This is a genomic window from Achromobacter xylosoxidans A8 (assembly GCF_000165835.1).
Classification (GTDB): Bacteria; Pseudomonadota; Gammaproteobacteria; order Burkholderiales; family Burkholderiaceae_B; genus Achromobacter; species Achromobacter xylosoxidans_B.
This window is the reverse complement of sequence record NC_014640.1, coordinates 4,521,173-4,545,928: the sequence shown is the minus strand read 5'-3', so window position 1 is coordinate 4,545,928 and position 24,756 is coordinate 4,521,173. Positions and strand designations below refer to the sequence as shown.

General features: G+C 62.8%; 30 protein-coding genes and 1 pseudogene. 25 read left to right on the top strand and 6 right to left on the bottom strand.

Translation table 11 applies throughout. From position 1 onward, the window contains the following. The first annotated feature begins 1 nt into the window (after nt 1). The 11 genes and pseudogenes from AXYL_RS21105 (at nt 2) to AXYL_RS21055 (ending at nt 8,046) form a co-directional block, all read left to right on the top strand. A complete protein-coding gene (locus AXYL_RS21105) occupies nt 2–217 on the top strand; it encodes a hypothetical protein (protein ID WP_013394889.1) in 216 nt (71 codons plus the stop codon). Nucleotides 218–486: 269 nt separating this feature from the next. Further along, nucleotides 487–819, top strand: a complete 333-nt coding sequence (locus tag AXYL_RS21100) for a transposase (RefSeq protein ID WP_013394409.1) — start codon at nt 487–489, stop codon at nt 817–819. Continuing rightward, nucleotides 810–1,670: pseudogene (locus tag AXYL_RS21095) on the top strand (IS3 family transposase); the annotation flags it as partial. The gene AXYL_RS21100 and the pseudogene AXYL_RS21095, both read left to right, overlap by 10 nt. Nucleotides 1,671–1,938: 268 nt before the next feature. Continuing rightward, nucleotides 1,939–2,505, top strand: a complete 567-nt coding sequence (locus tag AXYL_RS34920; RefSeq protein ID WP_013394888.1) for a hypothetical protein — start codon at nt 1,939–1,941, stop codon at nt 2,503–2,505. Nucleotides 2,506–2,605: 100 nt separating this feature from the next. Then, on the top strand, nt 2,606–3,163 hold the full coding sequence (locus AXYL_RS34430) for a hypothetical protein (protein WP_148260622.1): 558 nt from the start codon (nt 2,606–2,608) through the stop codon (nt 3,161–3,163). Nucleotides 3,164–3,373: 210 nt separating this feature from the next. After that, nucleotides 3,374–4,150 carry a hypothetical protein gene (locus AXYL_RS21080; RefSeq protein ID WP_013394886.1) on the top strand — a complete coding sequence of 259 codons (777 nt, stop codon included), beginning with the start codon at nt 3,374–3,376 and terminating at the stop codon, nt 4,148–4,150. 364 nt (nt 4,151–4,514) lie between these two features. Then, a complete protein-coding gene (locus tag AXYL_RS21075; RefSeq protein WP_013394885.1) occupies nt 4,515–5,276 on the top strand; it encodes a hypothetical protein in 762 nt (253 codons plus the stop codon). A gap of 442 nt (nt 5,277–5,718) precedes the next feature. Continuing rightward, complete coding sequence (locus AXYL_RS21070) at nt 5,719–6,210, top strand: methyltransferase domain-containing protein (RefSeq protein ID WP_063827958.1); 492 nt, start codon at nt 5,719–5,721, stop codon at nt 6,208–6,210. A gap of 341 nt (nt 6,211–6,551) precedes the next feature. Continuing rightward, nucleotides 6,552–7,214, top strand: a complete 663-nt coding sequence (locus tag AXYL_RS21065) for a class I SAM-dependent methyltransferase (RefSeq protein WP_013394883.1) — start codon at nt 6,552–6,554, stop codon at nt 7,212–7,214. Nucleotides 7,215–7,347: 133 nt separating this feature from the next. Further along, on the top strand, nt 7,348–7,653 hold the full coding sequence (locus tag AXYL_RS21060) for a DUF4148 domain-containing protein (protein WP_013394882.1): 306 nt from the start codon (nt 7,348–7,350) through the stop codon (nt 7,651–7,653). 30 nt (nt 7,654–7,683) lie between these two features. Then, complete coding sequence (locus AXYL_RS21055; protein ID WP_013394881.1) at nt 7,684–8,046, top strand: winged helix-turn-helix domain-containing protein; 363 nt, start codon at nt 7,684–7,686, stop codon at nt 8,044–8,046. A gap of 173 nt (nt 8,047–8,219) precedes the next feature. On the opposite strand, the gene AXYL_RS21050 is transcribed toward AXYL_RS21055, so the two are convergent. Together AXYL_RS21050 and AXYL_RS21045 are read right to left on the bottom strand one after the other, a co-directional pair. After that, nucleotides 8,220–9,377: a porin gene (locus tag AXYL_RS21050; protein ID WP_013394880.1), complete on the bottom strand. Its 1,158-nt coding sequence runs from the start codon at nt 9,375–9,377 to the stop codon at nt 8,220–8,222. A 207-nt stretch (nt 9,378–9,584) separates the two neighbouring features. Continuing rightward, nucleotides 9,585–10,058 carry an Lrp/AsnC family transcriptional regulator gene (locus tag AXYL_RS21045; RefSeq protein WP_013394879.1) on the bottom strand — a complete coding sequence of 158 codons (474 nt, stop codon included), beginning with the start codon at nt 10,056–10,058 and terminating at the stop codon, nt 9,585–9,587. A 108-nt stretch (nt 10,059–10,166) separates the two neighbouring features. Between AXYL_RS21045 and AXYL_RS21040 the strand changes: the two genes are divergently transcribed. Then, nucleotides 10,167–11,651, top strand: coding sequence for an aminotransferase class V-fold PLP-dependent enzyme (locus AXYL_RS21040; protein ID WP_013394878.1), 1,485 nt, complete (start codon nt 10,167–10,169; stop codon nt 11,649–11,651). A 40-nt stretch (nt 11,652–11,691) separates the two neighbouring features. On the opposite strand, the gene AXYL_RS21035 is transcribed toward AXYL_RS21040, so the two are convergent. Continuing rightward, nucleotides 11,692–12,057, bottom strand: a complete 366-nt coding sequence (locus AXYL_RS21035) for a hypothetical protein (protein ID WP_013394877.1) — start codon at nt 12,055–12,057, stop codon at nt 11,692–11,694. Between the two features lie 169 nt (nt 12,058–12,226). Here AXYL_RS21035 and AXYL_RS21030 point away from each other — a divergent pair, with 169 nt between their 5' ends. Beyond that, nucleotides 12,227–12,616 (top strand): response regulator, encoded by a 390-nt coding sequence (locus AXYL_RS21030; protein WP_013394876.1) that lies wholly within the window; start codon nt 12,227–12,229, stop codon nt 12,614–12,616. Between the two features lie 24 nt (nt 12,617–12,640). Here AXYL_RS21030 and AXYL_RS21025 read toward each other — a convergent pair whose 3' ends face one another. Then, the gene (locus tag AXYL_RS21025) at nt 12,641–13,834 is read right to left on the bottom strand and encodes a two-component system sensor histidine kinase NtrB (RefSeq protein ID WP_013394875.1); all 1,194 of its coding nucleotides are present in this window, start codon (nt 13,832–13,834) and stop codon (nt 12,641–12,643) included. 260 nt (nt 13,835–14,094) lie between these two features. Here AXYL_RS21025 and fmdA point away from each other — a divergent pair, with 260 nt between their 5' ends. Together fmdA and AXYL_RS21015 are read left to right on the top strand one after the other, a co-directional pair. Continuing rightward, complete coding sequence (gene fmdA, locus AXYL_RS21020) at nt 14,095–15,324, top strand: formamidase (protein ID WP_013394874.1); 1,230 nt, start codon at nt 14,095–14,097, stop codon at nt 15,322–15,324. Between the two features lie 11 nt (nt 15,325–15,335). Next, nucleotides 15,336–15,668 (top strand): zinc ribbon domain-containing protein, encoded by a 333-nt coding sequence (locus tag AXYL_RS21015; RefSeq protein WP_013394873.1) that lies wholly within the window; start codon nt 15,336–15,338, stop codon nt 15,666–15,668. 71 nt (nt 15,669–15,739) lie between these two features. Here AXYL_RS21015 and AXYL_RS21010 read toward each other — a convergent pair whose 3' ends face one another. Then, nucleotides 15,740–16,477 carry an ABC transporter substrate-binding protein gene (locus AXYL_RS21010; RefSeq protein WP_041655839.1) on the bottom strand — a complete coding sequence of 246 codons (738 nt, stop codon included), beginning with the start codon at nt 16,475–16,477 and terminating at the stop codon, nt 15,740–15,742. An 83-nt stretch (nt 16,478–16,560) separates the two neighbouring features. Further along, nucleotides 16,561–16,986 carry a copper resistance protein NlpE gene (locus AXYL_RS21005; protein ID WP_013394871.1) on the bottom strand — a complete coding sequence of 142 codons (426 nt, stop codon included), beginning with the start codon at nt 16,984–16,986 and terminating at the stop codon, nt 16,561–16,563. 163 nt (nt 16,987–17,149) lie between these two features. On the opposite strand from AXYL_RS21005, the gene AXYL_RS21000 reads away from it, so the two are divergent. From AXYL_RS21000 to AXYL_RS20955, 10 genes are all read left to right on the top strand, one after another. Next, on the top strand, nt 17,150–17,623 hold the full coding sequence (locus tag AXYL_RS21000; RefSeq protein WP_013394870.1) for an OsmC family protein: 474 nt from the start codon (nt 17,150–17,152) through the stop codon (nt 17,621–17,623). A gap of 11 nt (nt 17,624–17,634) precedes the next feature. Beyond that, nucleotides 17,635–18,282: a glutathione S-transferase family protein gene (locus AXYL_RS20995; RefSeq protein ID WP_013394869.1), complete on the top strand. Its 648-nt coding sequence runs from the start codon at nt 17,635–17,637 to the stop codon at nt 18,280–18,282. 115 nt (nt 18,283–18,397) lie between these two features. Beyond that, nucleotides 18,398–18,844 carry a carboxymuconolactone decarboxylase family protein gene (locus AXYL_RS20990; RefSeq protein ID WP_013394868.1) on the top strand — a complete coding sequence of 149 codons (447 nt, stop codon included), beginning with the start codon at nt 18,398–18,400 and terminating at the stop codon, nt 18,842–18,844. Nucleotides 18,845–18,856: 12 nt separating this feature from the next. After that, a complete protein-coding gene (locus AXYL_RS20985; protein ID WP_013394867.1) occupies nt 18,857–19,765 on the top strand; it encodes a sigma-70 family RNA polymerase sigma factor in 909 nt (302 codons plus the stop codon). A 23-nt stretch (nt 19,766–19,788) separates the two neighbouring features. Continuing rightward, the gene (locus AXYL_RS20980) at nt 19,789–20,340 is read left to right on the top strand and encodes a cysteine hydrolase family protein (protein ID WP_013394866.1); all 552 of its coding nucleotides are present in this window, start codon (nt 19,789–19,791) and stop codon (nt 20,338–20,340) included. A 5-nt stretch (nt 20,341–20,345) separates the two neighbouring features. Further along, nucleotides 20,346–20,570, top strand: a complete 225-nt coding sequence (locus tag AXYL_RS20975) for a DUF3820 family protein (RefSeq protein WP_041655832.1) — start codon at nt 20,346–20,348, stop codon at nt 20,568–20,570. Between the two features lie 152 nt (nt 20,571–20,722). Continuing rightward, the gene (locus AXYL_RS20970) at nt 20,723–21,052 is read left to right on the top strand and encodes a hypothetical protein (protein WP_013394864.1); all 330 of its coding nucleotides are present in this window, start codon (nt 20,723–20,725) and stop codon (nt 21,050–21,052) included. A gap of 96 nt (nt 21,053–21,148) precedes the next feature. Next, nucleotides 21,149–22,027, top strand: coding sequence for a helix-turn-helix transcriptional regulator (locus AXYL_RS20965; protein WP_013394863.1), 879 nt, complete (start codon nt 21,149–21,151; stop codon nt 22,025–22,027). A 169-nt stretch (nt 22,028–22,196) separates the two neighbouring features. After that, the gene (locus AXYL_RS20960) at nt 22,197–24,266 is read left to right on the top strand and encodes a TonB-dependent siderophore receptor (RefSeq protein WP_013394862.1); all 2,070 of its coding nucleotides are present in this window, start codon (nt 22,197–22,199) and stop codon (nt 24,264–24,266) included. A 56-nt stretch (nt 24,267–24,322) separates the two neighbouring features. Beyond that, entirely contained in the window at nt 24,323–24,751 is a 429-nt protein-coding gene (locus AXYL_RS20955; RefSeq protein WP_013394861.1) for a cupin domain-containing protein, read from the top strand. Nucleotides 24,752–24,756: the final 5 nt, after the last annotated feature.

Below are 24,756 nucleotides of genomic sequence, written 5' to 3'. Positions count from 1 at the left end.
CATGAGTTTCTATGGCGTGATAATCGCGGAAGGAAATTTCAAGCGCTGGTTCCGAGGATTGTTAATTTGGGTTGGGGTTGTCTTGGCCCTGCTTGGGTTGCGGTTTGATATTTATTTTTTGGCCCTGATCGGAGTGGTGGTTGGGGGCGTGGGTATGTATGCGGCGAAGGCCGCTATGGTTAATGTCAAGCCCTTCAGGGAAAAAGGGAAGTACTGAATTTTAAGGTTATTGCGTTCAGGGGCTCGAAAAGAAGAGCGTCGGGTATTTTTTTGGTCGAGTAGAAAATCACGGAAAACGGGAGAAGTTCTCGTGCTGGCTAAAATTGATCGCAATGACGGCTTCCATAAATAAGGTAGTCAGACTACATAAATAAGGTGTCTAAATAAGATATCAGGCTAGATTTTCTGGTTATCTAAATCTAGTCTGAGCTAACCCGGGTTTTCCGGACACCCGAAGAAGTAGACAATACTTGAAGGAGGTGTCCCATGGATAAATCCAAACCCGAAGGCAAGCCGCTTGAAGCCAAACGCCAGTATCACAGTCGGGAGTTCAAGATCGAGGCGGTCAGACAACTGGAGGAAGGCAAGGTCAGCGGCACGCAACTATCGCTGATGCTGGGCGTGAAGCGGTCGATTATTTACCGATGGAAGAAAGAGCTGGCGACACACGGCCCAGACGTCTCATTTCCCGGTAAAGGCAAGGCTCGCACCGACGAGCAGACCGAGATTCAGCGCCTCAAGCGTCAGTTGGCCGAGGTCACCGAAGAGCGCGATATCTTAAAAAAAGCGGCAGCGTACTTTGCGCGGGAACTGCCGTGAGGTACGCCTTTGTGCAGGCTCATCAGCAGCAGTTCCGGGTCGCTCGGTTATGCCGGGCCTTGCACGTCAGCCGCAGCGGGTATTACGACTGGCAACGTCGTGAACCCTCGGCAAGGCAGCAAGAGGACGTCAAGCTGCTCGCGGCCATCGAGCAGACCCATCAGACCTGCCGGCAAGCGTATGGCGCGGAAAAGACCTGGCGCGCGCTTAACGCCAACGGCGTGGCGTGCGGCAAGCATCGCGTCGCAAGACTGCGACGCCAAGCCGGCATCGAGGCGCTGCGCAAGCAGCGGTTTCGTCGGCTGGAGAAGCATTCGCTGCTGGGGCCAGCCCCGAACCGCCTGCAACGTCAGTTCACCGTGCAATGTCCCAATAAAGTCTGGGTGGGCGACATAACGGTTGTACCAACACGGACAGGCTGGCTATATCTGGCCGTACTGCTGGATCTCTACTCTCGGTCGGTGATCGGCTGGAGCATGGCCGAGAAGGCCGACCGCAGGTTGTTGATCCATACACTTCAAATGGCCCTAGCCCGGCGCCGTCCCGATCCTGGACTGTTGCACCACAGCGATCGCGGTGCGCAGTACAGTTCGGCAGAGTACCGAGGCATGCTTAAGGACCACGGCATCATCATCAGCATGAGCGCCAAGGGGGATCCCTACGACAATGCCGTCGCAGAGAGCTTCTTCAGCAACTTAAAGAACGAATTAACGCATCACAAGGTCTTCCACAGCAGGGAGCATGCGCGGCTGGCGATCTTTAACTACATTGAGGTCTTCTATAACCGCCAGCGAATCCACCAGGGGCTAGGTTATCGAACCCCTGCCCAGGTCGAGGCCTCCGTGTCTTAACCAAACTGTCCGAGAAATCCGGGTCAGCTCAGTCTGACATAGAGGCATCAATCAGCTGATGACGAGTGAATGTGTAAATGGCCAGGGATGATGGCTGATTCCAGTCGGAAGCTCTTTTAGGTAGATTTCTTAGAAATCAGAGAATTAGAAGACTATGCTTTTCTGTAGATTTATATTGACACTCGCCTCGCTATTCGCTTCCGCAGGCTGCTCCTTCATCATGGGCTCGCCGCCGGCAGCCTTGGCAACGAACCCGGAACCTCGCGAGATGATCAGTCCGGTGCTGATATACATCACCGATTGCGATTTCAAAAAGAAGATCGCGAGTGTCGGTTTCATAGGTGCCAGAACAGCCTATCCTGCGACCTACGCTGCCGAATCAGTATGCAACGCGTTGAATGCCGAACTGCCAGCTGCCATGGATGCGGCGGGTGTCAAGGCAATATTAAAGTTGCGCAAATTCGACCTCAAGACGGCCAGGCCGGAAACGATGAAAGAGGATGCACTGACCGCAGGCGTCAAGTATGTAGTCGCGGTGAGCCAGCCGAACGCATTTGAGGGTTCTCAGCAGTATCCTGCCAGCGTATCGGTGGGTATTCGTCTGTATGACGCGGAGTCGGGCGAGTACCGGGGCATGGCAGAAGATACGTATGGGATCTCGCTGCGCGACTTTTCAAACCGTGGGCCGAACGCCGAGGGACAGCGGATCGCAGCGGATGTCGCGAACAAGCTGGCGCGCTCCATGGTGCAGCGGTGCATCGAGAAGTATCCCTACCAATGTCATAAGACTGGCCTGCTGCGTTTCGCGGAACCTCGTGATGCATTCGGGAAATAATCTATCAATTAGCAGGGCGTCGGGCTGGGTTTCTTCAGCTGAAACTGTAGTCTTCGCTTGATGCAAGCATCAGAATTTATCTTGTGCCGAGGTTCGTGAAGTGTCAAATTTTGTGTTTCGAATATTGGTCTCTGTATTAGTGATATCAGGTGGGCTCTCAGGTTGCTCAGCAACAAATCCTAATATTCTCAATAGCTACGACGCGACCCAAAACTCACGCGTCCGTGTTTTTGTCTACACCGCCGATCGAATTCGTCTGGATTTTGATCGTACCTGCTACACCAGTCCTGGCCTGTTGGGACATGGGGAAGGGTTGGAGACCATGCAGCGGAGCCATTATCAGGGCAGTCGCAGCGTTGGCATGGCTCCCACTTCAAAGCGTGGCGATGCTGTCTTCGATGAATTCATCATAAAGGCCGGCATTCCCTTGACCATATATGGTCAGGTCGGTGGTAAGTATCATTCGCCGGGCGTCTCCATTTATATGCGCGAAACGCGTGACGCAGGCTATTTCACGCCGATAGCTGGCGCGAACTACGAGATATATGTTCGGGATCGCAAAGTAATCGTCGAAGACCTAGGCGTGGACGGCGTAGACAGCGCCAGCCGACTCATTGAACTCACTCCCACGAAGGCTTGTGCGGCCAACGGAAGTTAAGAACCGCATGCGTCTGCCGTTAGTTTGGTAGCGGAGATTTGGTCATGTCTTCGCTGTAGATGGCTGAAGCATGGGCTGACGTGCCTACCCTGCCATTTCCATATGCCGGTCTTGATCTGACCTTTTGGGTCATCTGGATTTGGCTATCGACTGCCAGACTGGCGACGGTCCACGCCTAACTAGAGAGTCGGGGCATTCACGGAGTGCGTTGTGCGGCAAAAACTACCAATACTGCGGGTCGCCCGCCAAACCTTCGATTACCTGGGCGACCACGGCGGACCGTTGATCGGCGCGTCGCCCCTGTTGATCCTGATCCTGCTGGCAGGCATTGCACTCGGCATGCACCTGGATTACATGGCGTATGTCGAGCACAGCAAACTGCTGGAATTGACAGGCTGGGTGGTGAGCACGGCCGCGCCGGTATTGGCGGCGGTGGCTTGGCACCGATGCATTCTGCTGGGCGAGACGCCGCCCGCGCGCGTCGTGGCGGGCAAGCCGGAGCGCATGTATTTCATCGTGCTGATCGTGGGTGCCGCCTTGATGTTCGTGGCGACACTGTTGTGCTACATCGTGATGTTGTTCGCGCAGGGGCCGGACGGCTCACATTGGCTCGGCGTTGTGTTGGTACTGCTGCTGGTGCTGGCGCCGTGTTTTTTCATGGGCTACATCTTCCTGGCATTGCCGCACGCCGCCCTGACCGGCAAGATGGAAATATCGCGGATCGCGCCGCTGGTGCGAGGCAACCGGTTGCGCCTGCTGGCCGTGGCCGCGCTGCCGGTGCCGCTGTTGCTGCTGTTGGAGGCGGCCCGGATCTTTGTGCTGCAGATGCCGAGAGAGCCGAGCATCGGATACTACCTGTACAGCGCCATCGCGACATTCGCCGCCACTCTGATTTCCGTGACCTCGATGTCGGTCAGCTATCGGACGCTGGCGCTTAAGCCCATGGAAGAGGGTGTTCAACTCGCACCGAGTGCCACGGTGACTTGATCCGGGCATGGGGGAGCGCCTGGACAACGACATTGATTTCCTACTCGGCTGGCTCGACGGCCGGCCCTCGCTTCGTTCGGTCCTCTGACAAGCTCAATTTTTCGTCAATTACGCGATCGTTCTCGCTTCTTGCTTCAACGTCTTTCAATAACTTGCTTTGTTGTTAATTTACAAAAAGACATCTATTGTTATTTATTGTCGTTTAAGGCAAAATTATTGGACAATTAGTTTCAATGTGAAACTTAAAAGCCAAATGGCAAGAGTCCTCTGGGGCGGCATCCGGATGAACGCGAGTCGGGAGTTCGCGTATAGCCACGGGGATGCTTCAACGCCAGGACTTAGGCTGTCTTTTGCGAGTTGAAACATGAAGAAGTTGCTTTCCGTTGTTCTTATTTTCCTGAGCGGATGCGCAGTCAAGCAGCCGACGCCCAAATACCAATTGGATAAACAGGCCAATCAGGCCCTCATCCAGTCCGGCAAACCGGTGGAAATCTTCTATCACGACGATCAATTCGTGGTCATGGATCTTGGCGGATCCCAAGCGGCTAACGTGCTCGGCATTCTTGGCCCGGTAGGTCTCTTGATGGGCATGACGGCGGACGCGGCGCACAAACTGGACTTCAAGGCGCGTGCGGAACGTCGCTCCGAGGAATTCTCCAAACTGGTTGCCGAGAACTTTCCCGATGAGAGCATCAACCAGATGTTCGCGCGCAATGTCGCCGACTTGATTGCCAAGGAGGGCCGGGGAGTGAAGGTCACAAAGGTGACGCGCCCTTCGGGCGGCGACAATCTGGCAGCGAGCGTGTCCAAGGATATGGAGCCCACCGCGGGTTACATGCAGCTTATCTTGCGACTCAGCGCCGGATATGGAGCCAGGTCCGCTACAGATACCTATAAGCCAGTGACGATCATCGAGTATGCGTTGAAGGACGAGGACGGAACGGCGCTGATGTCGCGCTTTTTCGACCGCTTCTACGGCGAGTCGGACAAGACTTTCCTTACCTACCCGGGCTTGCTTGAAGACTACAAGGGCGCGCGCGGCGAACTGAGCGCGAGGCTGAATTATTGGAGCGAGCCGCTTTACACCGAGATCTTCCATTTCCCGGATCAACCCACGGCGAAGTAGGTAACGCCCGATGACTCAACGTCCTTGGCCGGCGAGCTTGATTCAGTTGCCGCCAAGCTAAACTCTCGCCCCGGAAAAATGTTGAGGTTCAAGCCCCCGGCTGAAGTACTGGACGCAATGCTGCACTGACCGTCTGAATCCACATCATCGCTTTTGCGGGGGATTGCCGGGGGAGTTTTTGGGGCGAAAAAAATTCAAAAAACAAACCCAAGACATTAAGAATCGCCCTGGCCAGCCATTAGCTATCAATAGAAGAAGCGTAGCTTCAGGCTCCCTCCTGAGCGGCTACGACGCAGGATTCCTATCCCAGGGCAGCGCAACGGGGCGACGCACTGGGACAGCGCCGGCAAATTGATTCATCAGACTGCTGCCTATCGAGCAGCCCGGCCAGGACTCTTTCCCTTGGGACGCGGCCATCTCCATGGTTTTGTACGGACACGGCGTGACCTGCTTCATCGGTTTGGATAAGCACAACTGGCACTACGACCGGCTGCTGGATCCGGACTTCTATTCAATAGATCTGAATCCGCGCAATGCGGCCTATGGCCAGCCCAACAGGCACGTGGTGGGTTCGGCAACCGAACTGTCTTCCTACTATCGGCCGAACAGCTTCGATGTGGTGATCGCCAATGGGCTTATCGGGTTTGGCCTGGATACCGAGGAAGCGTTCAACCAATTGATGTTTGAATGCCATCGCGTATTGGCCAGCGATGGAATGCTAGTGCTCGGCTACAACGACAAGCCCGACCGCCTGAACTTCAATATTGAGCAGGCCCCGGGTTATCAAGTCTTCAAGACCTTCGAGCCTGGCATAGCGGGTATGACAGGGGCGCGCCACGTCGTGGCGGACGGGTTTCAGCATTGCTATGTATTCCTGCGGCCACGGCGCATGGGGCATGTCGCCGGAGAGATGGATATTGCTGCTGCGGCTTGAGCTGGCGCGCGGTCAGGACTGCAGGGAATAGAGAGCTGCGTGCATGTGGTTGCATGCATGCAGCCTGATCACGCCTAGCGGTAGCGCAAGCTACGTTGCCGGATCGGGACGATCGCGCGGTGATGCCTGCCTCCAATCTTATTTATTTCTCACGACGGTTCCGCCCCAAAAACCGGCGTTGAGGCCTGTCGTCGCTACAAAAAAAGTAAATACCAATTCAGAAAAACTCTGGATAGAAAACCTCCGCCAAAACATAGAATTTGAAACTTCGGCTGACGCTCAGCGGCAAGGCCACTAGCGTGCTCGACGCTATTAAGTTCTTTCTGAGGTTTTTGGGGCTCATGAAGTTCGTCAAGAAAATAACCTACGCCCTGAAGCGCGCTATTTTCCGGGTTTCTCCGGCTCTCTTAAGAAGGTTGGGCGCCAATTTCCAGCTACGGGTGCCTAGCCGGATGTTCATGGAGCAAGAGGTCTTTGACTACGTCAATGAACATTTCCGGCGCGGCGCGGCGGCTCCCGTGGCCAGGTGCCTTTTCATCGGTCTGGATAAGCACAACTGGCATTACGACCAGCTGTTGAGTCTTGACTTCTATTCAATCGACCTGAATCCGCGCAATGCGGCCTACGGCCAGCCCAACAGGCACGTGGTGGGCTCGGCGACAGAGCTGTCCTCTCACTATCCACCCCACAGTTTTGATGTGGTGTTTGCCAATGGGTTGATCGGTTTTGGCCTGGATACCGAGGAGGCATTCAATCAATTGATGTTTGAATGCCATCGCGTCCTGACGGGCGATGGGATGCTGGTGCTCGGCTATAACGACAAGCCCGATCGTCTGAGCTTCAAGGTCGAGCAGGCCAAGGGGTTTCAGGTCTACAAGACATTTGAGCCCGGCATCGCCGGGATGACGGGTGCGCGGCACGTCGTGGCGGACGGGTTCCAGCATTGCTATGTGTTCTTGAGGCCCCGGCGCCTCGGGCTTGCGGAGCAGGGCCTGGCTTGGTAGCCATGGCAGAGCGCGCAGCCGCGTCCGTATGGCTCAGCATTTCAAAAACGTAATCCCGCTATCCGCTTTCTGTCTGCATCGCCTTCCTAGAATTTGATCGTGCAGTCCCCTCCACGATATATAGGAATTAAGCATGCAGATGATCCGCAAAGCCGCATTGATCCTGGCGCTGTCGGCCGCCGCTACCGGCGCGGCGCTGGCGCAGCCTGCGTCGCCTCCCGCCGGCCTGGCCAATCCCTACGGTCCGTCATTGACGCGTGCCGAAGTGCTGGCCGACCTGGCGCTCTGGAAGCGCGCGGGCGTGGACCGGTTCTGGCGTGGCGAGGAGACGCCGGACATTTACAGCCCGGAGTACAAGGCCGCATTCACTGAGTACTTCCGCCTGCGTTCGGGGCCGGAGTATCAAGCCGAAGTGCAGCGCCAGAACGCGCTGCGCTGATAGCCGGCCGACGCGGCGGGAGAGCCCGGCGTGGCTGACTCCTCCGTCATCAATCCCCCCGAGTCCAGTCCCAGGTTGCAGCTTGCCGACCTGGAGCTGGACTTGTTGCGTTGCCGCGCCTATCGCAACCGGCAGTTCCTGCCGCTGACGCCCAAGGAGTTCGGCTTGCTGGCTTTCCTGATGCAGCGGCCCGGGGTGGTGTGTGTGGGTTGGGAGCTTGCCGAGCAGGTCTGGAAAATGAAGCTGCATGTCCACGACAAGCGCAATTTCAAGTCCCATGCCGTTGCGGTCGCGATGCGCCGGCTGCGCAAGAAGGTCGATGCGGGTTCGGGTCCCAAGCTGCTGCATACGATACGGGGCGGCAGCTACCTGCTGACGGAAGGCCCGTTGTGACGCGCACAAGTTCTTGAACGGCGGTCGCCATGCGTCGGGTCGCCATGCGCCGCGCGATACCAGGAAAAAAAATCGCGCACCCGAAAGGCGCGCGGCGATCATCAGGCCTTCCCTTCGCGGAGGAGGGCTCGATCAAGGGATTTCCTGCTTGCAGCGTTTTATGAAAGCTGGCGCTAGAACCGATGGCGGATGCCCATATTCACCTCGGTCGCCTTGGCGTTGTCCAGGAAGGCCCAGTTGGTGGTGTAGGAGGCCACCGCATACAGATCGGTGCGCTTGGACAGGTTGTAGTTGTAGCCCAGGCTGTAGGTGTTGCTGGTGGCGTCACCGCCCGTGAGCTGCTTGTTGTTGGCGTCGGCGCGTTGCCACGATGCGAAGGCGCCGCCGGATTTGCCGACCGGGGCGGCCAGCGCCAGCATGTAGGCATTGGAGCGGAAGCCCTTGACGAAGGCGTAGGACGGCGTACCGGTAAATCCGCCGATGCTGCCGCCGTTGGGGAAGCCCTTGCCGGCGAACCAGCCGTCGGTCATGCGGTTGTAGGCCAGGGCCACCTTGACGACTTCAAAGTCGTAGGAGCCGCCGATGATGTAGGAACGCGGCGTGGCATCGGTCTGGCTCTGGCTCAGCTTGTTCGAGGCGTTGAGCTGGTCGTAGGTGGCAAAGCCCATGACGGGGCCGTTGTCGTAGCGCAGGCCGGCGGTGATGGCGCGAGTGTTGTCGGCGGTGGCGAAACCGGTCTGGGCGAGGCGGCGGTCGTCGGCGTTGAAGGCGTAGCCGACGGCGCCCTTGAAGCCGGCCATCGACGGGGTTTCATAGACGATCAGGTTGTCGTAGCGCACGAAGTAGGCCGAGCTGAAGCCCAGGCCGGCGCCGGTGTTCAATTGATTGAAGCCGCCGCCGAACGATGAGCCGAACATGCCGGTGAAGTAGCGCGCGGCGACGTTGTACTGCCGGCCCAGGCGGACCTCGCCCCAGTCGGCGCTGCCCAGGCCCACCGTGGCTTCGCGGCCGAAGAGGCGGCCGCTTTGCAGCGAGTTGCCGTTGCGGCTGTCGTAGCCGGACTCCAGCTGGAACAGCGCATACAGGCCGTCGCCCAGGTCTTCCTTGCCGCGCAGGCCCCAGCGCGAACCCGCGGTGGTGCCGGTGGTGGATCCGATGCGGCTGCTGTCGACGCGGGTGCGGCTGCCGGTGGCGGGATCGGTGTAGGTGCCGTCGACGTTGGCGTAGCCGATGCCGGTATCGATAAGGCCATAGAGCGTGACGGAAGAGGACTGCGCATAGGCGGCGCCGGACAGTGCCGTGGCGGCCGCCGCGACGTATAGCTTTTTCATTGTGGACTCCGTGAGCAGGGAAGATCGATATGCGTCATACCGACCGGAAGCCACGGAAAACATGTCTTCTGGCGGATAGGCAGGGCCAGTGTGAAGGCCGTTGCCCGACAATCCGCGGTCGCTGAAATTACAAATCTGATCGTCCCGGCATCACGGTTTTGTCATGTCCGCGTGGATCGCACATGACGCGGTGCCTGGCCGCTGGTCTTAGCCCTCCAGCCCTCCCAGATCCGGCGGCCGGTTCTCGATGATGGCCTCCATGCTGAAGAACCCCGTCACCGTCGACAGCTCGAAATCCGTGATCAGCTTCTGGTAGAAGCGGTCGTACCCGGCCATGCCGCGGCAGACCACCTTGATGAGGTAGTCCCAATCTCCGCCGATGCGATAGAACTCGGTCACTTCGGGCAGGCGCCCCACGTGTTGCCGGAAACCATCGGCCCAGGCCTTGGCGTGGTGGCTGGTGCGGATCATTACGAAGACCGTCAGGTCCAGCCCCAGTTCGACCAGGTTGACCTCGGCCCGGGTGCCGCGAATGATGCCGCAGGCGTTCAGACGCTGCAGCCGGCGCCAGCAGGCGTTTTGGGACAGGCCGACGCGATCGGCCAGCTCGCGTTGCGACAGCGCGCCGTCCTTTTGCAGGCAGGAGATGATATTCAGATCAAACTTGTCTATTTTTTCCATATAAAAGATCAAATTACCCAATTTTCATGAATTCAGGCAAAAATTAGGTGAGGTTTTAAATTTCACCCCATCGTATGATATTCCGACGTTCCCAGGAATATCCTCGACATGAATACGATCACCAAAACCGCCTCCGCCCCGGCTACCCCGTTGCAGCAATTTCAAGAAAGCCTGAAGGCGGACGACGTCGCCGCGGCGCTGGCCGATGGGCTGATCGGCAAGGATGCGGTGGTCGACGGTCCCTATGGCGTCAAGCCACTGGTCTATGCGGATTACGTTGCGTCCGGCCGGGCGCTAATGCAGGTCGAGCGCTTCGTTCTGGAGCAGGTGCTGCCGTACTACGCCAACTCGCATACCGAGGCGTCTTATTGCGGCGGCTTCATTACCCGCCTGCGCCGCGAGGCGCGCGCGGCGATTGCGCGCTGCTGCTGTGCGGGCGATGAGCACGCGGTGATTTTTGCGGGCTCGGGCGCGACGGCGGGGATCAATCGGCTGGTGCATCTGTTCGGCGTGCGCGAGGCCATCGCCGCGGGCCGCAAGGTGCGCGTCATCATTGGCCCCTACGAACATCATTCCAACATCCTGCCGTGGCGCGAATGCGGCGCGGAAATCGTCGAGCTGGCGGAAAGCCCTGAAGGCGGCCCCGACCTGGCGCAGCTGGATGCGGCGCTGCAAGCCGGGGAGGGCGCGCTGGTGGTTTGCGCGCTGTCGGCGGCTTCGAACGTGACGGGCATCGTGGCGGATGTGGCGGAAGTGACCCGGCGCGTCAACGCTGCGGGCGCCAAGATGCTGTGGGACTATGCCGGCGGCGCGCCCTATCTGCCGATCCGGATGACGCCCGCCGCCGATGCGGCGATCGACGCGATTGTTTTCTCGCCGCACAAGTTCATCGGCGGCCCGGGCGCGTCTGGCGTGCTGATCGTGCGCCGCGACGCGGTGCTGGACACCACGCCCACCTGGCCCGGTGGCGGCACGGTCCGCTTCGTTTCGCCCGTGGGCCATGACTACAGCGGCAGCCTGGAAGCGCGCGAGGAAGCGGGCACGCCCAATGTGGTGGGCGATATCCGTGCCGCCCTGGTGCTGCTGGTGAAGGAAGCGCTGGGCGCGGACTTCATGCGCCAGCGCAATCAACACTTCGTGCAACGCGCGCTGGCCAGATGGCAGGGCGCGGCGCAACTGGAACTGCTGGGTTCGCTGACGGCGGCACGCTTGCCGATCTTTTCGTTCCGGGTGCGCAATGGCCGCGGCGGCTTCGTGCATCAGCAACTGGTGACGCGCATGCTGAGCGACCGCTTCGGCATCCAGGCGCGCGGCGGCTGCGCTTGCGCGGGTCCTTACGTGCATCGTTTGCTGGATATCGGCGCGGATGAATCGCTGCAGATGCGCCAGGCCATCCTGGACGGCCGGGAAATGGAAAAGCCGGGCTTCATCCGGCTGAACTTCAGCGTGCTGCTGGCGGACGAGAAGGCCGATTTCATCCTGGATTCGGTGTTGGCGCTGGCCGCGGACGCAACCGAGTTCGAGCAGCGCTACGGCTTCGACCCGAGCCGCGCGATTTTCTTCCCGAAAAGCGCCGACAAGCAGGCCGCGTGAGACGCGCGCCCGCCGCCAGGCGGACCGCTCCATCCCTCATTCAGTCCTTCATCTGGAGGCCGCAGGTTCTGATCCACGCGGCCTTCTTGTCCGCCAATTCGTCGGACGCGTCGCTCAGCGCGCGCGCCATCCTTGCCGGAAACTCCACCCCTTGGCGGCGGCAAGCCTCGAAGTCGTCGACCAGGGCGTAGCGGGCATCCAGCAGGTCCAGCCGGCCCTGGCACAGTTCGCGATTCAATTGCAGGTCGTTGGAAGCCTCGCGCGTGCGCTGCACGTCCTGCGCGCGGTCGATGCGCGCCTGCTCCGCCTCGATCTGCGCGATGCAGTCTTCCGCGACTGCGGGCGCGCTGGCGCTGGCGGTGCAGATGAGCAGGACGGCAAGAGTACGGCGGTTAAGGGCGGCCATGCGGAGATACCTTGATAGTGCGACAGAATGGGCAGCATCATAACTGCTGGGAAAATCGGGACAGGAGCCGATGCGATCGGCCCTTTGTAGACAGGCATGACGCTTGCTGACTCCCGCATGCCGTTAAGGCCTCGAAAATCCACCGGCTCCACCATTCAGGTTGGGACATATGACGGATGCCAAAATCTGCGCTGGGCGGAAGGCTGTTCTCGTTGTCGATGACAACGAGACCGCCAGATGGATACTGGCCGAGATATTGGCCGGGGAGGGTTATGCCGTCTGCGAGGCGGGCAATGCCGACGAGGCGCTGGAGCGGCTCGGGGAGCGTCCCGACATACGCGCGGTCATTACGGACATCGAGATGCCGGGCTCCATGGATGGCCTCGAGATGGCGGCGCGAATACGCAGTCAATCACCCGAAATTGCCGTGCTTCTCACGTCCGGCCGTCATTACCCCACAGCGGGTGATCTTCCGCCAGCGACGAAGTTCATCCTGAAACCATGGGCTGCGGATGAGTTGATCCGTGAATTGGAAACAGTGCTGTGCCTCAGCTACTAAGGAAGCAGGCGGGCCGAAATACCATCATTGTGCGGCCCCCTGCCCGGGGGAGGCCTTGGGGAAGTAGAGGGTGAATGTCGTACCCTCTTGGGCGGAACTGGCCACATCGACGTGACCGCCTGTTTGCGAGACGTAGCCGAAAACCTGGCTCAAGCCCAAGCCCGTTCCTTTGCCTTCCGGCTTGGTGGTGAAGAAGGGTTCAAAGATGTGGTCCAGAATTTCCGGCGCGATGCCTTCGCCATCGTCCGAAACGCTGACGGCGACAAACGGCCCGGCGGCGAGGCCTCCCTGTTCATCCGGGCGCGAGTCCACGCAGCTGACTGCAATTCTTACATTGCCGCCGAAAGGCATGGCGTCGGCGGCATTGACCACCAGATTCAACAAGGCGTTTTCCAGCTGGCTGACGTCGGCGCAAATGAGGCAGGGATCATCAGGGAGCTGGTACTGCACCCGGACTGCTGCTCCAAGTGTTGCCTGGAAAATCGGCTTCATCCCTTCGATGCATAGACCGACGTCTACCTGGGAGGGTTCGAGAGGCTGGCGGCGCGCATACGCCAGCATTTGCTGGGTCAGGTGGGTCGCCCGCTGCGCCGTATCTGCAATGGCATTGAGGTACTTGACGCGCTTTTCAGGCGCGAGTTCGGGGTTGCGCAGCAACTCCGCGGCCCCGTCGATGACCGAGATGAAATTGTTGAAATCGTGGGCTAGGCCGCCAGTCACGCGCCCCAGCGCTTCCATGCGCTGGGCCCGATGCAGAGCCAGCTGGGTCGCCTGCAACTCGAGCTGGCTGTGCCGCTTTTCAGTGATGTCGCGCGTGACCTTGGCGAAACCGATGAGCTTGCCCGAACCGTCCCGTATGGGGTCTATGACCACGCTGGCCCAGAATCGCGAGCCGCCCTTGCGGACTCGCCAGCCCTCGGCCTCGAATCTGCCTTCGCTCGACGCGATGGCCAAGGCCCGCTGCGGGACGCCTGCGGCGCGATCTTCATCGGTGTAGAAGCGCGAGAAATGCTGCCCGATGATTTCGGCGGCTTCGTAGCCTTTGAAGCGCTGCGCGCCGGCATTCCAGCTTGCAATGAAGCCATTGGCGTCGAGCAGGAAAATCGCATAGTCAAGGACGCCCTCCACCAGAAGCTGGTAGCGGTAGGGTTCATCCAATTGGGCCAAGCTGCTGAAAGGGGCAGCAGTCCCTTCTTTCGGGGGCTCGACGAGGCTCATTGGTACTCCAATTCGCGGTGCTGGGAGCACCAATTATTCATCGACGAAACCGACCGTGCAATGGTGCGGCGCCCGCAGCCATCCTTCGCCTTGAACCATCCCTGGGCTACTGGTCGGAAACCCAGTTTACGGCGTTCCAAAACTCGCCTACTGTGCTTCACATATCAACGACCCGCAAGCGCTGCCATGCGCCTTCGTGTTAAACGGTCGAAGATAGAAATTTCTGTTTTATCAACACGTTACGTTGGAGATGAAAGAGAATGACCGACACCCTCATCAAGGTCGACCTGGCCCAATCCCCCTACGAGAACGCGCAGATCCACAATCGCTGGCATCCGGATATTCCGATGGCCGTGTGGGTCAAGCCGGGGGACGACTTCGTGCTGGAAACCTATGACTGGACCGGCGGCGCGATCAAGAACGATGACAGCGCCGACGACGTCCGCGACGTGGACCTGTCCACGGTGCACTTTCTTTCGGGGCCGGTGGGCGTGGAAGGGGCCGAGCCCGGCGACTTGCTGGTGGTGGACCTGCTGGACATCGGCGCGAAGCCGGACAGCCTGTGGGGTTTCAATGGCTTTTTCAGCCGCAATAATGGCGGCGGTTTCCTGACCGAGCATTTTCCGCATGCGCAGAAATCCATCTGGGATTTCCATGGCATGTTCACTTCGTCGCGCCATATTCCCGGCGTGAACTTCGCCGGGCTGATCCATCCCGGGCTGATCGGCTGCCTGCCCGACAAGAAGCTGCTGGACACCTGGAACCGGCGCGAGCAGGCGCTGATCGACACCAATCCCAACCGCGTTCCGCCGCTGGCCAATCCGCCCGCGCCGAAGACGGCGCACATGGGCGCCATGCAGGGCGCCGACCGCGACAAGGCGGCGGGCGAGGGCGCGCGCACCGTGCCGCCGCGCGAACACGGCGGCAACTGCGACATCAAGGATCTGTCGCGCGGCGCGCGGGTGTTTTTTCCGGTCTATGTGCAGGGCGGCGGCCTGTCAGTAGGCGACCTGCATTTCTCGCAGGGCGACGGCGAGATCACCTTCTGCGGCGCCATTGAAATGGCGGGCTGGGTGCACATGCGCGTGTCGCTGATCAAGGGCGGCATGGAGAAGTACGCCATCAAGAACCCGATCTTCAAGCCCAGCCCGATCACGCCGGCCTACAAGGACTTCCTGATCTTCGAAGGGATTTCGGTGGATGAATCCGGCAAGCAGCACTATCTGGATGTGAACGTCGCGTACCGGCAGGCTTGCCTGAACGCCATCGAATACCTGAAGAAGTTCGGCTATTCGGGCGCCCAGGCGTATTCGCTGCTGGGCTGCGCGCCGGTGCAGGGGCATATCAGCGGGGTGGTGGACATACCCAATTCCTGCGCCACGCTGTGGCTGCCGACGGAGATATTCGATTTCGACATCCAGCCCTCGGCGTCCGGCCCCGTCAAGCACATCCAGGGTGGCGTGGACATGCCGCTGTCGCGCGACCGCTAGGAGAAGCCGCCATGCCCATGTATGACTATGCCTGCGGCGATTGCGGCGAGTTCGCGGCGCTGGTGCCGCTGGCCCGGTGGCGCGATCCCGCCGCCTGCCCGCAATGCGGCGCGATGTGCGGCCGCATCGTGGGCGGAGCGCCGGCGATTTCGGCGTTGTCGTCCGCGGTGAACCGGGCGCGCGCCGTCAACGAGCGCAGCGCGCACGAGCCGCGCAGCTCGCGGTCCGGCCACGGCATGAATTGCGGATGTTGTTCCGGCGGCAAGACGGGCGGCAAGACGCGTACCACGTCGGACGGGGCAAAATCATTCGCGGGCGCCAGGCCCTGGATGATCAGCCACTGAGAACGTGCCGCCAGCGTGCAAAGGCCCTGCTTGTGCGGGGCCTTGTTCTTACCGCACGTATGCCCGCCGGTTCAGGCTTCCAGCGGCGCCACCGCGGCGCCCTGGATTTTGTGGCGGGCCAGGGCTTCGGCGACGAAGCCCGATTTCTTCATGGCTTCGACGAAGGCGGCCAGGTAGGCGCTGGCCTTGTCGCCGCGGCTCTTGGGCACGCCCATGGCCTGGCGGATCAGCATGAAATGGCCGTCCAGCAGGCGCAGGCCGCCCAGGCGCTGTGCGTCGGCTTCAAGCTGCTGTTTCACGCCTGCGGCGACTTCCATGTTTTCCTGCAAGAAGGTGTCGACGACGGCCGGCGAGGTCGGCGCGCGGAAGATCTCCGCCTGCTTGAGCTCGCGCGTCAGGTACAGGTCGTAGGCGCTGCCCTTGCCGACCACCACGCGCTGGCCCTTGCGGTCCACTTCCTCCATGCTGGCGATGGGCGAGTCCTGGCGCACCAGGTAGGCGCCTTCGATGACCACGTAGGGTGCGGTGAAAGCGATCTGGGCGCCGCGCAGCGGGTCGATGGCGAAGAAGCCCACGTCGGCCTGTTCGGCGGCCACGGCGTTGACGGATTCGCCGGCCGACTTGAACACCACCAGTTCAAGCCCCACGTCCAGGCGCCGCGCCAGTTCAGTGGCCAGGTCCACCGACACGCCGCCGGCCTGGCCGGTGACGGGGTCTGCGTTGGCCAGGATGGGATTGCCCAGGTTGATGGACGCGCGCAGCGTGCCGGTGGGGGCGAAGGCGGAGAGCAGCTCGTGATCGGTCTTCATGATTTCCTTGGGCATGGGGATCGCGCGCACGGGCGCGGACGATGCGGCAAGCATAGCCGCAAGCGCCCGCGTTGCGCGATGCGTTACTGGGCGCGGCGCAGGACGTAATGCGGGGCCAGCGGGCCGGTCGGGCGGGTGCCGTCGCGGTACAGCATGGTTACCTGGTTTTCGCCGACGAAATAGCGCTGGCTATCGCCGGACGCGTCGAGCCGGATGGTGCTGCCGTCGGATTCCCAGCTGAATGTCCCGGTTACGACCTCGGGCTGCGGCTGGCGGTCCAGGTACTGGGTCTGTCTTTCGTAGCGGCCGTCCTGCTCCAGGGTCAGCCGGGTGCGGATGCCCGGGCAGTCTGCGCAAGGCAGGGTGCCTTCGTAGCTGCCGGCCCAGTCCAGCGAATCGCGGGCGGTGTGGCTGTCGACGGGCACGGACCCGCCGGAGCCGGGCCGGGAAGGCGCGCAGCCGGCGAGCAGGGCTAGCGTCAGGGCGCAGGTCAGGGTGGTTTTCATCATGGCGAGCTCCTGTTTGGCAGACCGGTCACGATACGGATAGTAACGGGGCGGTGCTGAAACGGGATGTAAAGCGCGCGGGCCTGGCGCGGCCGCGCATGCGCTACGCTAGGCTGTTTTCCGGGCGCGCCGGCCTGGGCCTTCTCCCTTGAATAGGACGATTCCGATGAAAGGCGAACACCGTTACAACGTCACCGTCGACTGGACCGGCAACACCGGTACGGGCACCTCCAGCTACGCCGCCTATTCCCGCGACCACCTGATCCGCGCGGCGGGCAAGCCCGATGTGCCGGGCTCGTCCGACCCGGCCTTCCGCGGCGATCCCGCGCGCTGGAATCCCGAGGACATGCTGGTGGCGTCCCTGTCGGCCTGCCACAAGCTGTGGTACCTGCACTTCTGCGCGGTTGAAGGGGTGACGGTGCAGGCTTACCGCGATGAAGCCGAAGGCGTCATGGTCGAGGACCGCGAGCGCGGCGGCGCCTTCAGCGCCGTCACCCTGCGGCCCGAAGTGACCATCCGCGCCGGCGACGACGCGGCGCTGGCGGCCGAGCTGCACGAGCGCGCGCATCACTTCTGCTTCATCGCCAACTCGGTCAACTTCCCGGTGCGCTGCGAGCCGCGCATCGTGCACGCCGACTGAGGGCCACCGCCATGCTGACCATCTGGGGACGCCGCAGTTCGTTCAATGTGCAAAAGGTGCTGTGGCTGGCGGGCGAGCTGGGCCTGGAATACGAGCACGTGCTGGCCGGCGGCCAGTTCGGCTTGCTGGACACGCCCGAATTTCGCGCCATGAACCCGCACGGTAAGGTGCCGCTGTTGCGCGACGGCGCCACGGTGGTGTGGGAGTCCCATGCCATCCTGCGCTATCTGGCCGCGCGCGACGGCGCTGGCCGGTTCTGGGCGGACGACCCGGCGCAGCGGGCGGGCGCCGACGGCTGGATGGACTGGGCCCAGACCGCCTTGCAGCCGGCTTTCCTGACGGGCGTGTTCTGGGGCTATTACCGCACGCCGGAGGCCCAGCGCGACACGGCGGCCATCGAGCGCGCCGTCGCGGCCACGCACGCCTGCCTGCGGCAGCTGGACCGCGCGCTGGCGGACCGGCCCTATCTGTGCGGCGAGTCCCTGGGACTGGCGGACATCCCGGCCGGCACCACGCTCTACCGCTATTTCGAACTGGATATCCCGCATCCGCCCATGCCCCATCTGCAAGCCTGGTACGAGCGCCTGCAGGCCCGTCCCGCCTATCGCGAGCATGTGATGGTGCCGTTCGGGGAGTTGCGCGGGCGGCTGGATTTCTAGGCCGGATTTACAAATTTCCCGATGGACGATGTCACATCCTGCCAGGCTATCTCGTCCTAGGGGGGTGATGGCGCTGCATTCCGCGGCGCATGCCGACCTTGCTGGAGAAAGACCCATGAGCACTGCCCGCCTGAACGCCTACACCGCCTCGCCCAAGGCCATGAAGGCGATGATCGCCCTGAACGACTTCGTCGAGAACTGCGGCCTGGAACACAGCCTGCTTGAACTGGTGAAGATGCGCGCTTCGCAGATCAACGGCTGCGCCTACTGCCTGTACATGCACTCGACCGATGCCCGCAAGCAGGGCGAAACCGAAATGCGCCTGTACCTGCTGGACGCCTGGCGCGAGTCTTCGCTGTACAGCGAACGCGAGCGCGCCGCACTGGCGTGGACGGAAGCGCTGACCCGGTTGCCCGAGACCGGCGCGCCGGACGCCGACTACGCCGAAATGGCCAGGCATTTCAATGAGGAAGAGCAGGTCAACCTGACGGTCGCCATCAACATGATCAACAGCTGGAACCGCATCGCCGTGGGGTTCCGCTCGCAGCATCCCAAGCACTGAGGCCCTGGCTCCATGAGCGCATCCGCCATTTCCGATGCCGTTGCCGACTTCGAGCCCCATCGCAGGCATCTGCAGGGCCTGGCCTATCGCATGCTGGGTTCATGGGCAGAGGCCGAGGACGTCGTGCAGGACGCCTGGCTGCGCTGGCGCGACGCGGACCGCGGTCAGGTCGAAACGCCGCGCGCCTTCCTGTCGCGCACGGTCACGCGTCTGTGCCTGGACCAGCTGAAGTCGGCGCGCGCGCGGCGCGAGGAATACGTCGGACCATGGCTGCCGGAACCCTTGCCCGACGCCGCCAGCTATCAGGCGCCGGGGGCGGGGGAAATCGCGCACGATCTGTCGGTGGCGCTGATGCTGGCGCTGGAGCGGCTGTCGGCGCTCGAGCGGGCCGCTTTTCTGCTGCACGACGTGTTCGACATGCCGTTCGCCGAGATCGCGGCGACGCTGGGCCGCAACGAGGCCGCCTGCCGCCAGTTGGCCGCGCGGGCGCGCAGCCGCGTGCGTGATGCGCGTCCGCGGTTCGCGGTGACGGAGCAGGAGGGCGCGCGCATCGCCGATGCCTTCTGGCAGGCGTCGCGGGCGGGCGACGTGGACGCGTTGCGCAGCCTGCTGGCAGAGGACGCGGTGCTGCATGCCGACGGCGGCGGCAAGAAGCTGGCTGTGTTCAGGCCCATCCTGGGCAGCGACAAGATCGCGCGCTTCTTCGCCGGCCTGTCGTCCAAGCCCAGCGGCCAGTTCCTGGAGGCCGTGGTGACGCAGCTGAACGGCATGCCGGGCGTACTGGCGACCGAGCTGGACGGTCTGCCCCGGTCCACCACGCTGGAGGTGCGCGACGGCAGGATCACCGCCATCTACATCGTGCGCAACCCTGATAAGCTGCGCCATGTCGCGGCGCTGCCGCCCAGTCTGCCGCAACGCTGATTCCCGACCTCTTTGAGAAATACATGACGTCCGCTTTGATCGTGATAGACGTGCAGCGCGCGCTGTTCGAGGCCTCTCCCGCGCCGGCCGATGCCGAGGCCGTGCTGGCCCGCATCAATGCGCTGGCCGCGCGCGCCCGCGAGGCTGGCGCGCCCGTCATCTATGTGCAGCACGAAAGTCCCGGCAGCGCCATGGACCACGGCCTGCCGGGCTGGCAGCTGGACTTGCGGCTGCAACCGGCGGATGGCGACGTCCGCGTGCGCAAGACCACGCCCGATTCCTTCCTGCGCACCGAATTGGCCGATGTGCTGGCGCAAGCCGGCGCGACGGAGCTGGTGGTGTGCGGCTATGCCAGCGAGTTCTGCGTGGACACGACCGTGCGCCGCGCGGCCGCGCTGGGCTTTCCCGTCACGCTGGCGGCGGACGCCCATACCACCCAGGACAAGCCACACGCGCCGGGCGCGCAGATCCGCGCGCATCACAATGCGACCTTGTCGTCCATTGCCAGTTTCGGCGTGAAGATCGCCGCCGTGCCCGCGGTGGATATCGTTTTCGCCGCCAGGGCGGGGCGGTGATCTCCATGGATCCCGAACTGCTATCGCTGCTGGTCACGCGCACCATGCCCTTCGGCAAGTACCAGGGGCGCCTCATCGCCGACTTGCCCGGCCCGTACCTGGCCTGGTTCGCGCGCAAGGGCTTTCCGCCGGGCGAGCTGGGGCGCCTGCTGGCCCTGATGCACGAGCTGGACCACAACGGGCTGTCTTCATTGCTGGCCCCCTTGCGTCAGTCCGCCCCGAAGAAGTAGGCCGGCCTGCGGGAGAAACCCCGGGAAACAACTGTGGCGGATTGTGTAGCGTCTTGGCACGCTGTGCATGGGCGCCCGGGGATACGATAGTGCGGCCTGTCCAGCGGTCGCGGTCCGCTCCCTGGACGCCAGCTCATTGAAGAGAGGTCGCCATGAAGAAACTCCACATATCCGCTTTCCTGCTGGCCGCCCTGTGCGCAGCGGGCGCCGCGCAAGCGCAGAACGCGCCTCCAGCCACGCAGGAATACCAGTACCCCAGCGTGCGCTCCAAGGACGGCAGCCTCTCGCCGCCTTCCACGCTGCGCATGACGGTCACGCCCGAGCCAGGCGCCGCGCCCGCGGTCATCCGCGATACGCCGGAAAGCCAGGCCGAGTACGTGCGTTGCCGCGAGGTATCGGATCGCGCCGCCGTGTCGAATGCGCAGATGCAGGCCGGCGTGGCGCAGTGTCTGAAGGAGCTGGAGCAGCGCCGGCAACAATAAATCGCGCTGCCCGCCAGGCGGGCGGCTTTCCGTTCGGGTCAAACGGTAATAATATTCAATCTCATCAACAGCGCTGCTCGCCGCGGAGCCGCTACTTTGACCGTCGCCTCACCCGAACCTGATTGGACCCTGTCGGCCGCCACGCCCGCCATGTCGCTGGCCGGCGGCACGCTGCGCTTTGGCCGCGACGAGCGGGTGCAGGAGCGCCTGGATCCTGGACTGAAGCTGGTGCTCGTGCTGGATGGGGATCTGCGCTATAGCGTGCGCGGCACGGCGCCTACCCGCGTGAGCGGCCCCGCCTTGCACCTGAGCGTCTGCCAGGACGCGATGGGCATGGAGCATGAATTCGGCGCCCACCAGTCCTTGCGCTTCGTGTCCTTGCGCACGGGCCTGGATCATCTGCGCGACGCCTTCTGCATGGACCCGGCCCAATTGGCTGCCCTGTTGCGCGCGCCGGGGGCCGACGGCGCTTACGCCGAAACCAATATGCGGGCGGACCGCAAGCTGGAGGCCCTAGGCCATCAGATGCTGGCCTGCCCGGTGCAGGGCGCGCTCAAGCGCATGTACCTGTCGGCCAAGGCGTTGGAACTGACCGCGCTCGCCTTGGGCGCGCTGCAACCTGCGGAGCTGGATGCGCATGCGCGCGGCCTTACGCGGGCGGACGTGGAACGCCTGCATCATGCGCGCGACCTGGTCGCCGCGAACCTGCAGGATCCGCCGTCCTTGCCTGAACTGGCGCGGCGCGCAGGCGTCAACGTCAACAAGCTCACCACCGGCTTTCGCAAGCTGTTCGGCCAGAGCGTCTACGCCTATGTGCGCGAGAGGCGCATGGAGCAGGCCCACGTCCTGCTGGCCGAAGGCGCCTATACGGTATCCGAGGCGGCCTATGCCTGCGGCTACACCGATTCGCACTTCACCAAGGCATTCCTGCGCCGCTACGGCGTGCTGCCCAGCAGCGTCGCGCCCGGCCGCTGAAGCGCCGAAACTTCCGCAATCGCCAGCAAGACTTCCGCAATCGCCAGCACGCGGCCGCCCTCGTTTTTAGAATTACTTGAGAATTATTCTCAATAAAGTTCTAAGAGGACAGGCAGTGCGAAAACAGGTGAAAACGGGCGCGGGGGCGCCGCGCAGGAACGCGTCGAGTGTGCGCCATTGGCCTCTGTGGCTGGCGGTGGCTGCGGGGCCGGCGCTGGCGCAGGAGGCCGCGTCGCTGCCGGCAGTGACGGTCAGCGGCGAGGGCGTGGCGCAGGACACGGCGACCCTGGGCAAACTGCCGCTGACGCTGCGCGAGATTCCACAGTCGGTGACGGTGATCGGGCAGGAGCGGATGCGCGAGCAGAACCTGCAAAGCCTGGACGAGGTGATGCAGCACGCCACCGGCATCACGGTGCAGCCCTATCAACTGCTGACCACCGCGTATTACGCGCGCGGCTTCAAGGTGGATTCGTTCGAGCAGGACGGGGTGCCGGTGCTGATGGGCAACATGGCCGCGTCGCCGCAGGACATGGCGGTATACGAGCGCGTGGAGATCCTGCGCGGCGCCAACGGCCTGATGCACGGCGCCGGCAACCCCGCCGCCACGGTCAACCTGGTGCGCAAGCGGCCGCAGCGCGAGCTGTCCTTCAACGGCTCGCTCAGCGCCGGCAGTTGGGACCGCTACCGCGCCGAAGCCGACCTGGGCGGTCCGCTGAACGACAGCGGCAGCGTGCGCGGCCGCATCGTCAGCGCCGTGGAGGACCGCGGCTACTTCTACGACGTGGCGGACCAGAAGTCGGCGCTGTTCTACGGCATCGGCGAAGTGGACCTGGGGCGGGACACCGTGCTGTCGGCCGGCCTGCAATATCAGCGCATCCGCTCCACCACCAACATGGCCGGCGTGCCGCTGTACAAGGACGGCGGCGATATCGGCCTGAAGCGCTCGACCTACCTGGACGCGGCCTGGGACCGTTTCAACTGGAATACGACGCGCGTGTTCGCGGACCTGGAGCATCGCTTCGGCCAGGGCTGGAGCGCCAAGGTCAGCGCCAATTACCTGACCGCCGACAGCAACCTGAAGTACGCCGGCGCCTATGGCGCGATAGACCGCCAGACCGGGCTGGGTTCATCCCTGATGGGCGCCGCCTACAAGTTCGACAACACCCAGGCCAGCGTGGACGCCTATGTCGGCGGCCCGGTGCAACTGTTCGGCCGGCGCCATGAACTGTTGCTGGGCGGCAATGCCCAACGCACCACGTCCGAGCAGTACAGCGCGGACCTGACGCCTTATCCGAACGTGCCGGTCAATGTGTTCGACTGGGATCCGCACAGCGTGCCCGAGCCGGGCGTGGGACCGTACACCTCGCCCGGCGAAACCCGGCTGAAGCAGCAAGGCGTCTACGGCATGGGCCGCTTTTCGCTGGCCGATCCGGTGACCCTGGTGCTGGGCGGACGCATGAGCTGGTGGAACCAGAGCGCGCCGCGCGCGCGGCAGCGCATCGATCCGGAGTTCACGCCGTATGGCGGACTGATCGTGGACCTGGGCCGCCAGTGGTCGCTTTATGGCAGCTATGCGCAGGTGTTCCAGCCGCAGGGCGAGCTGACCCGCGATGGCCAGCCGCTGGATCCCATCACCGGCACCAACTACGAGGCCGGCGTCAAGGGCGAACTGGCCGACGGCGCCTTGAACGTGTCGCTGGCCGTGTTCCAGATCCAGCAGAAGAACCGCGCGCAGGAAGACCCGGCCTGGCCTTGCGTGGGCCGCAACTGCTACTACATCTCGGGCGGGGAAGTCCGCAGCCGCGGCATCGAGGCCGAAGCCTCCGGCAGCATCACGCCCTACTGGACGGTGGCGGCGGGCTACACCTTCAACACCAGCAAGTACCTGACGGACTCGGAGTCCGGCGGACAGCCTTTCGCGCGCTTCACGCCCAAGCACATCTTCCGGCTGTGGACGAACTATGCCTTGCCCGGGCTGGAGCGGCGCCTGAGCGTGGGCGGCGGCCTGCAGGTGCAGTCGGGTTACTCCACGGTGTCCGGCCCCGTCACGCTGCGCCAGGGCGGCTACGCACTGGTGGATCTGCGCATGGCCTACCGCGTGGACAAGCACGTGACCGCGTCGCTCAACGTCAACAACCTGTTCGACCGCGGCTACTACCAGAGCCTGTCGGGCACCGCCTGGAACAACCGCTACGGCGAGCCCCGCAACGTCATGCTGACCTTGCGCGCCGAATACTGATGACCCGCGGCGGGCGCCGTTCGCGGACGTCCGCCGCCAACGAGAAGGAGAGATCGATGAATGCACCCGACACCGGGCCCGTGTTCGACTGGCTGGACCATTTCGTGGCGCTGGGCCGCGACGGCGCCATGCGCGACGTGGGCCGGCTGCGCCGGCTCGCGCCGCAGGACGAATGGCTGGTCGGCATCAAGGCCGTGGCCAGCGACGCCGACGTGCATGGCGATGTGTGGGAACGCCACCCTGCCGGCGACGAAATGCTCTGCGTGCTGGAAGGGCGCGTGGTGGTCACCCTGATGGCCGAGGACGGCGCCCAGACCGACCTGCTGCTGGATACGCGCCGCAGCGCCATCGTGCCGCGCGGCGTGTGGCACCGGCTGCACGTGGCCTGTCCCGGCAAGATCCTGTTCGTGACGCCGGGGCAGGGTAGTGAACACCGCCACGCGGATGAGCCCCAATCCCGCAGCCCCTCGTTGAAGGAAATCTGAAGTGA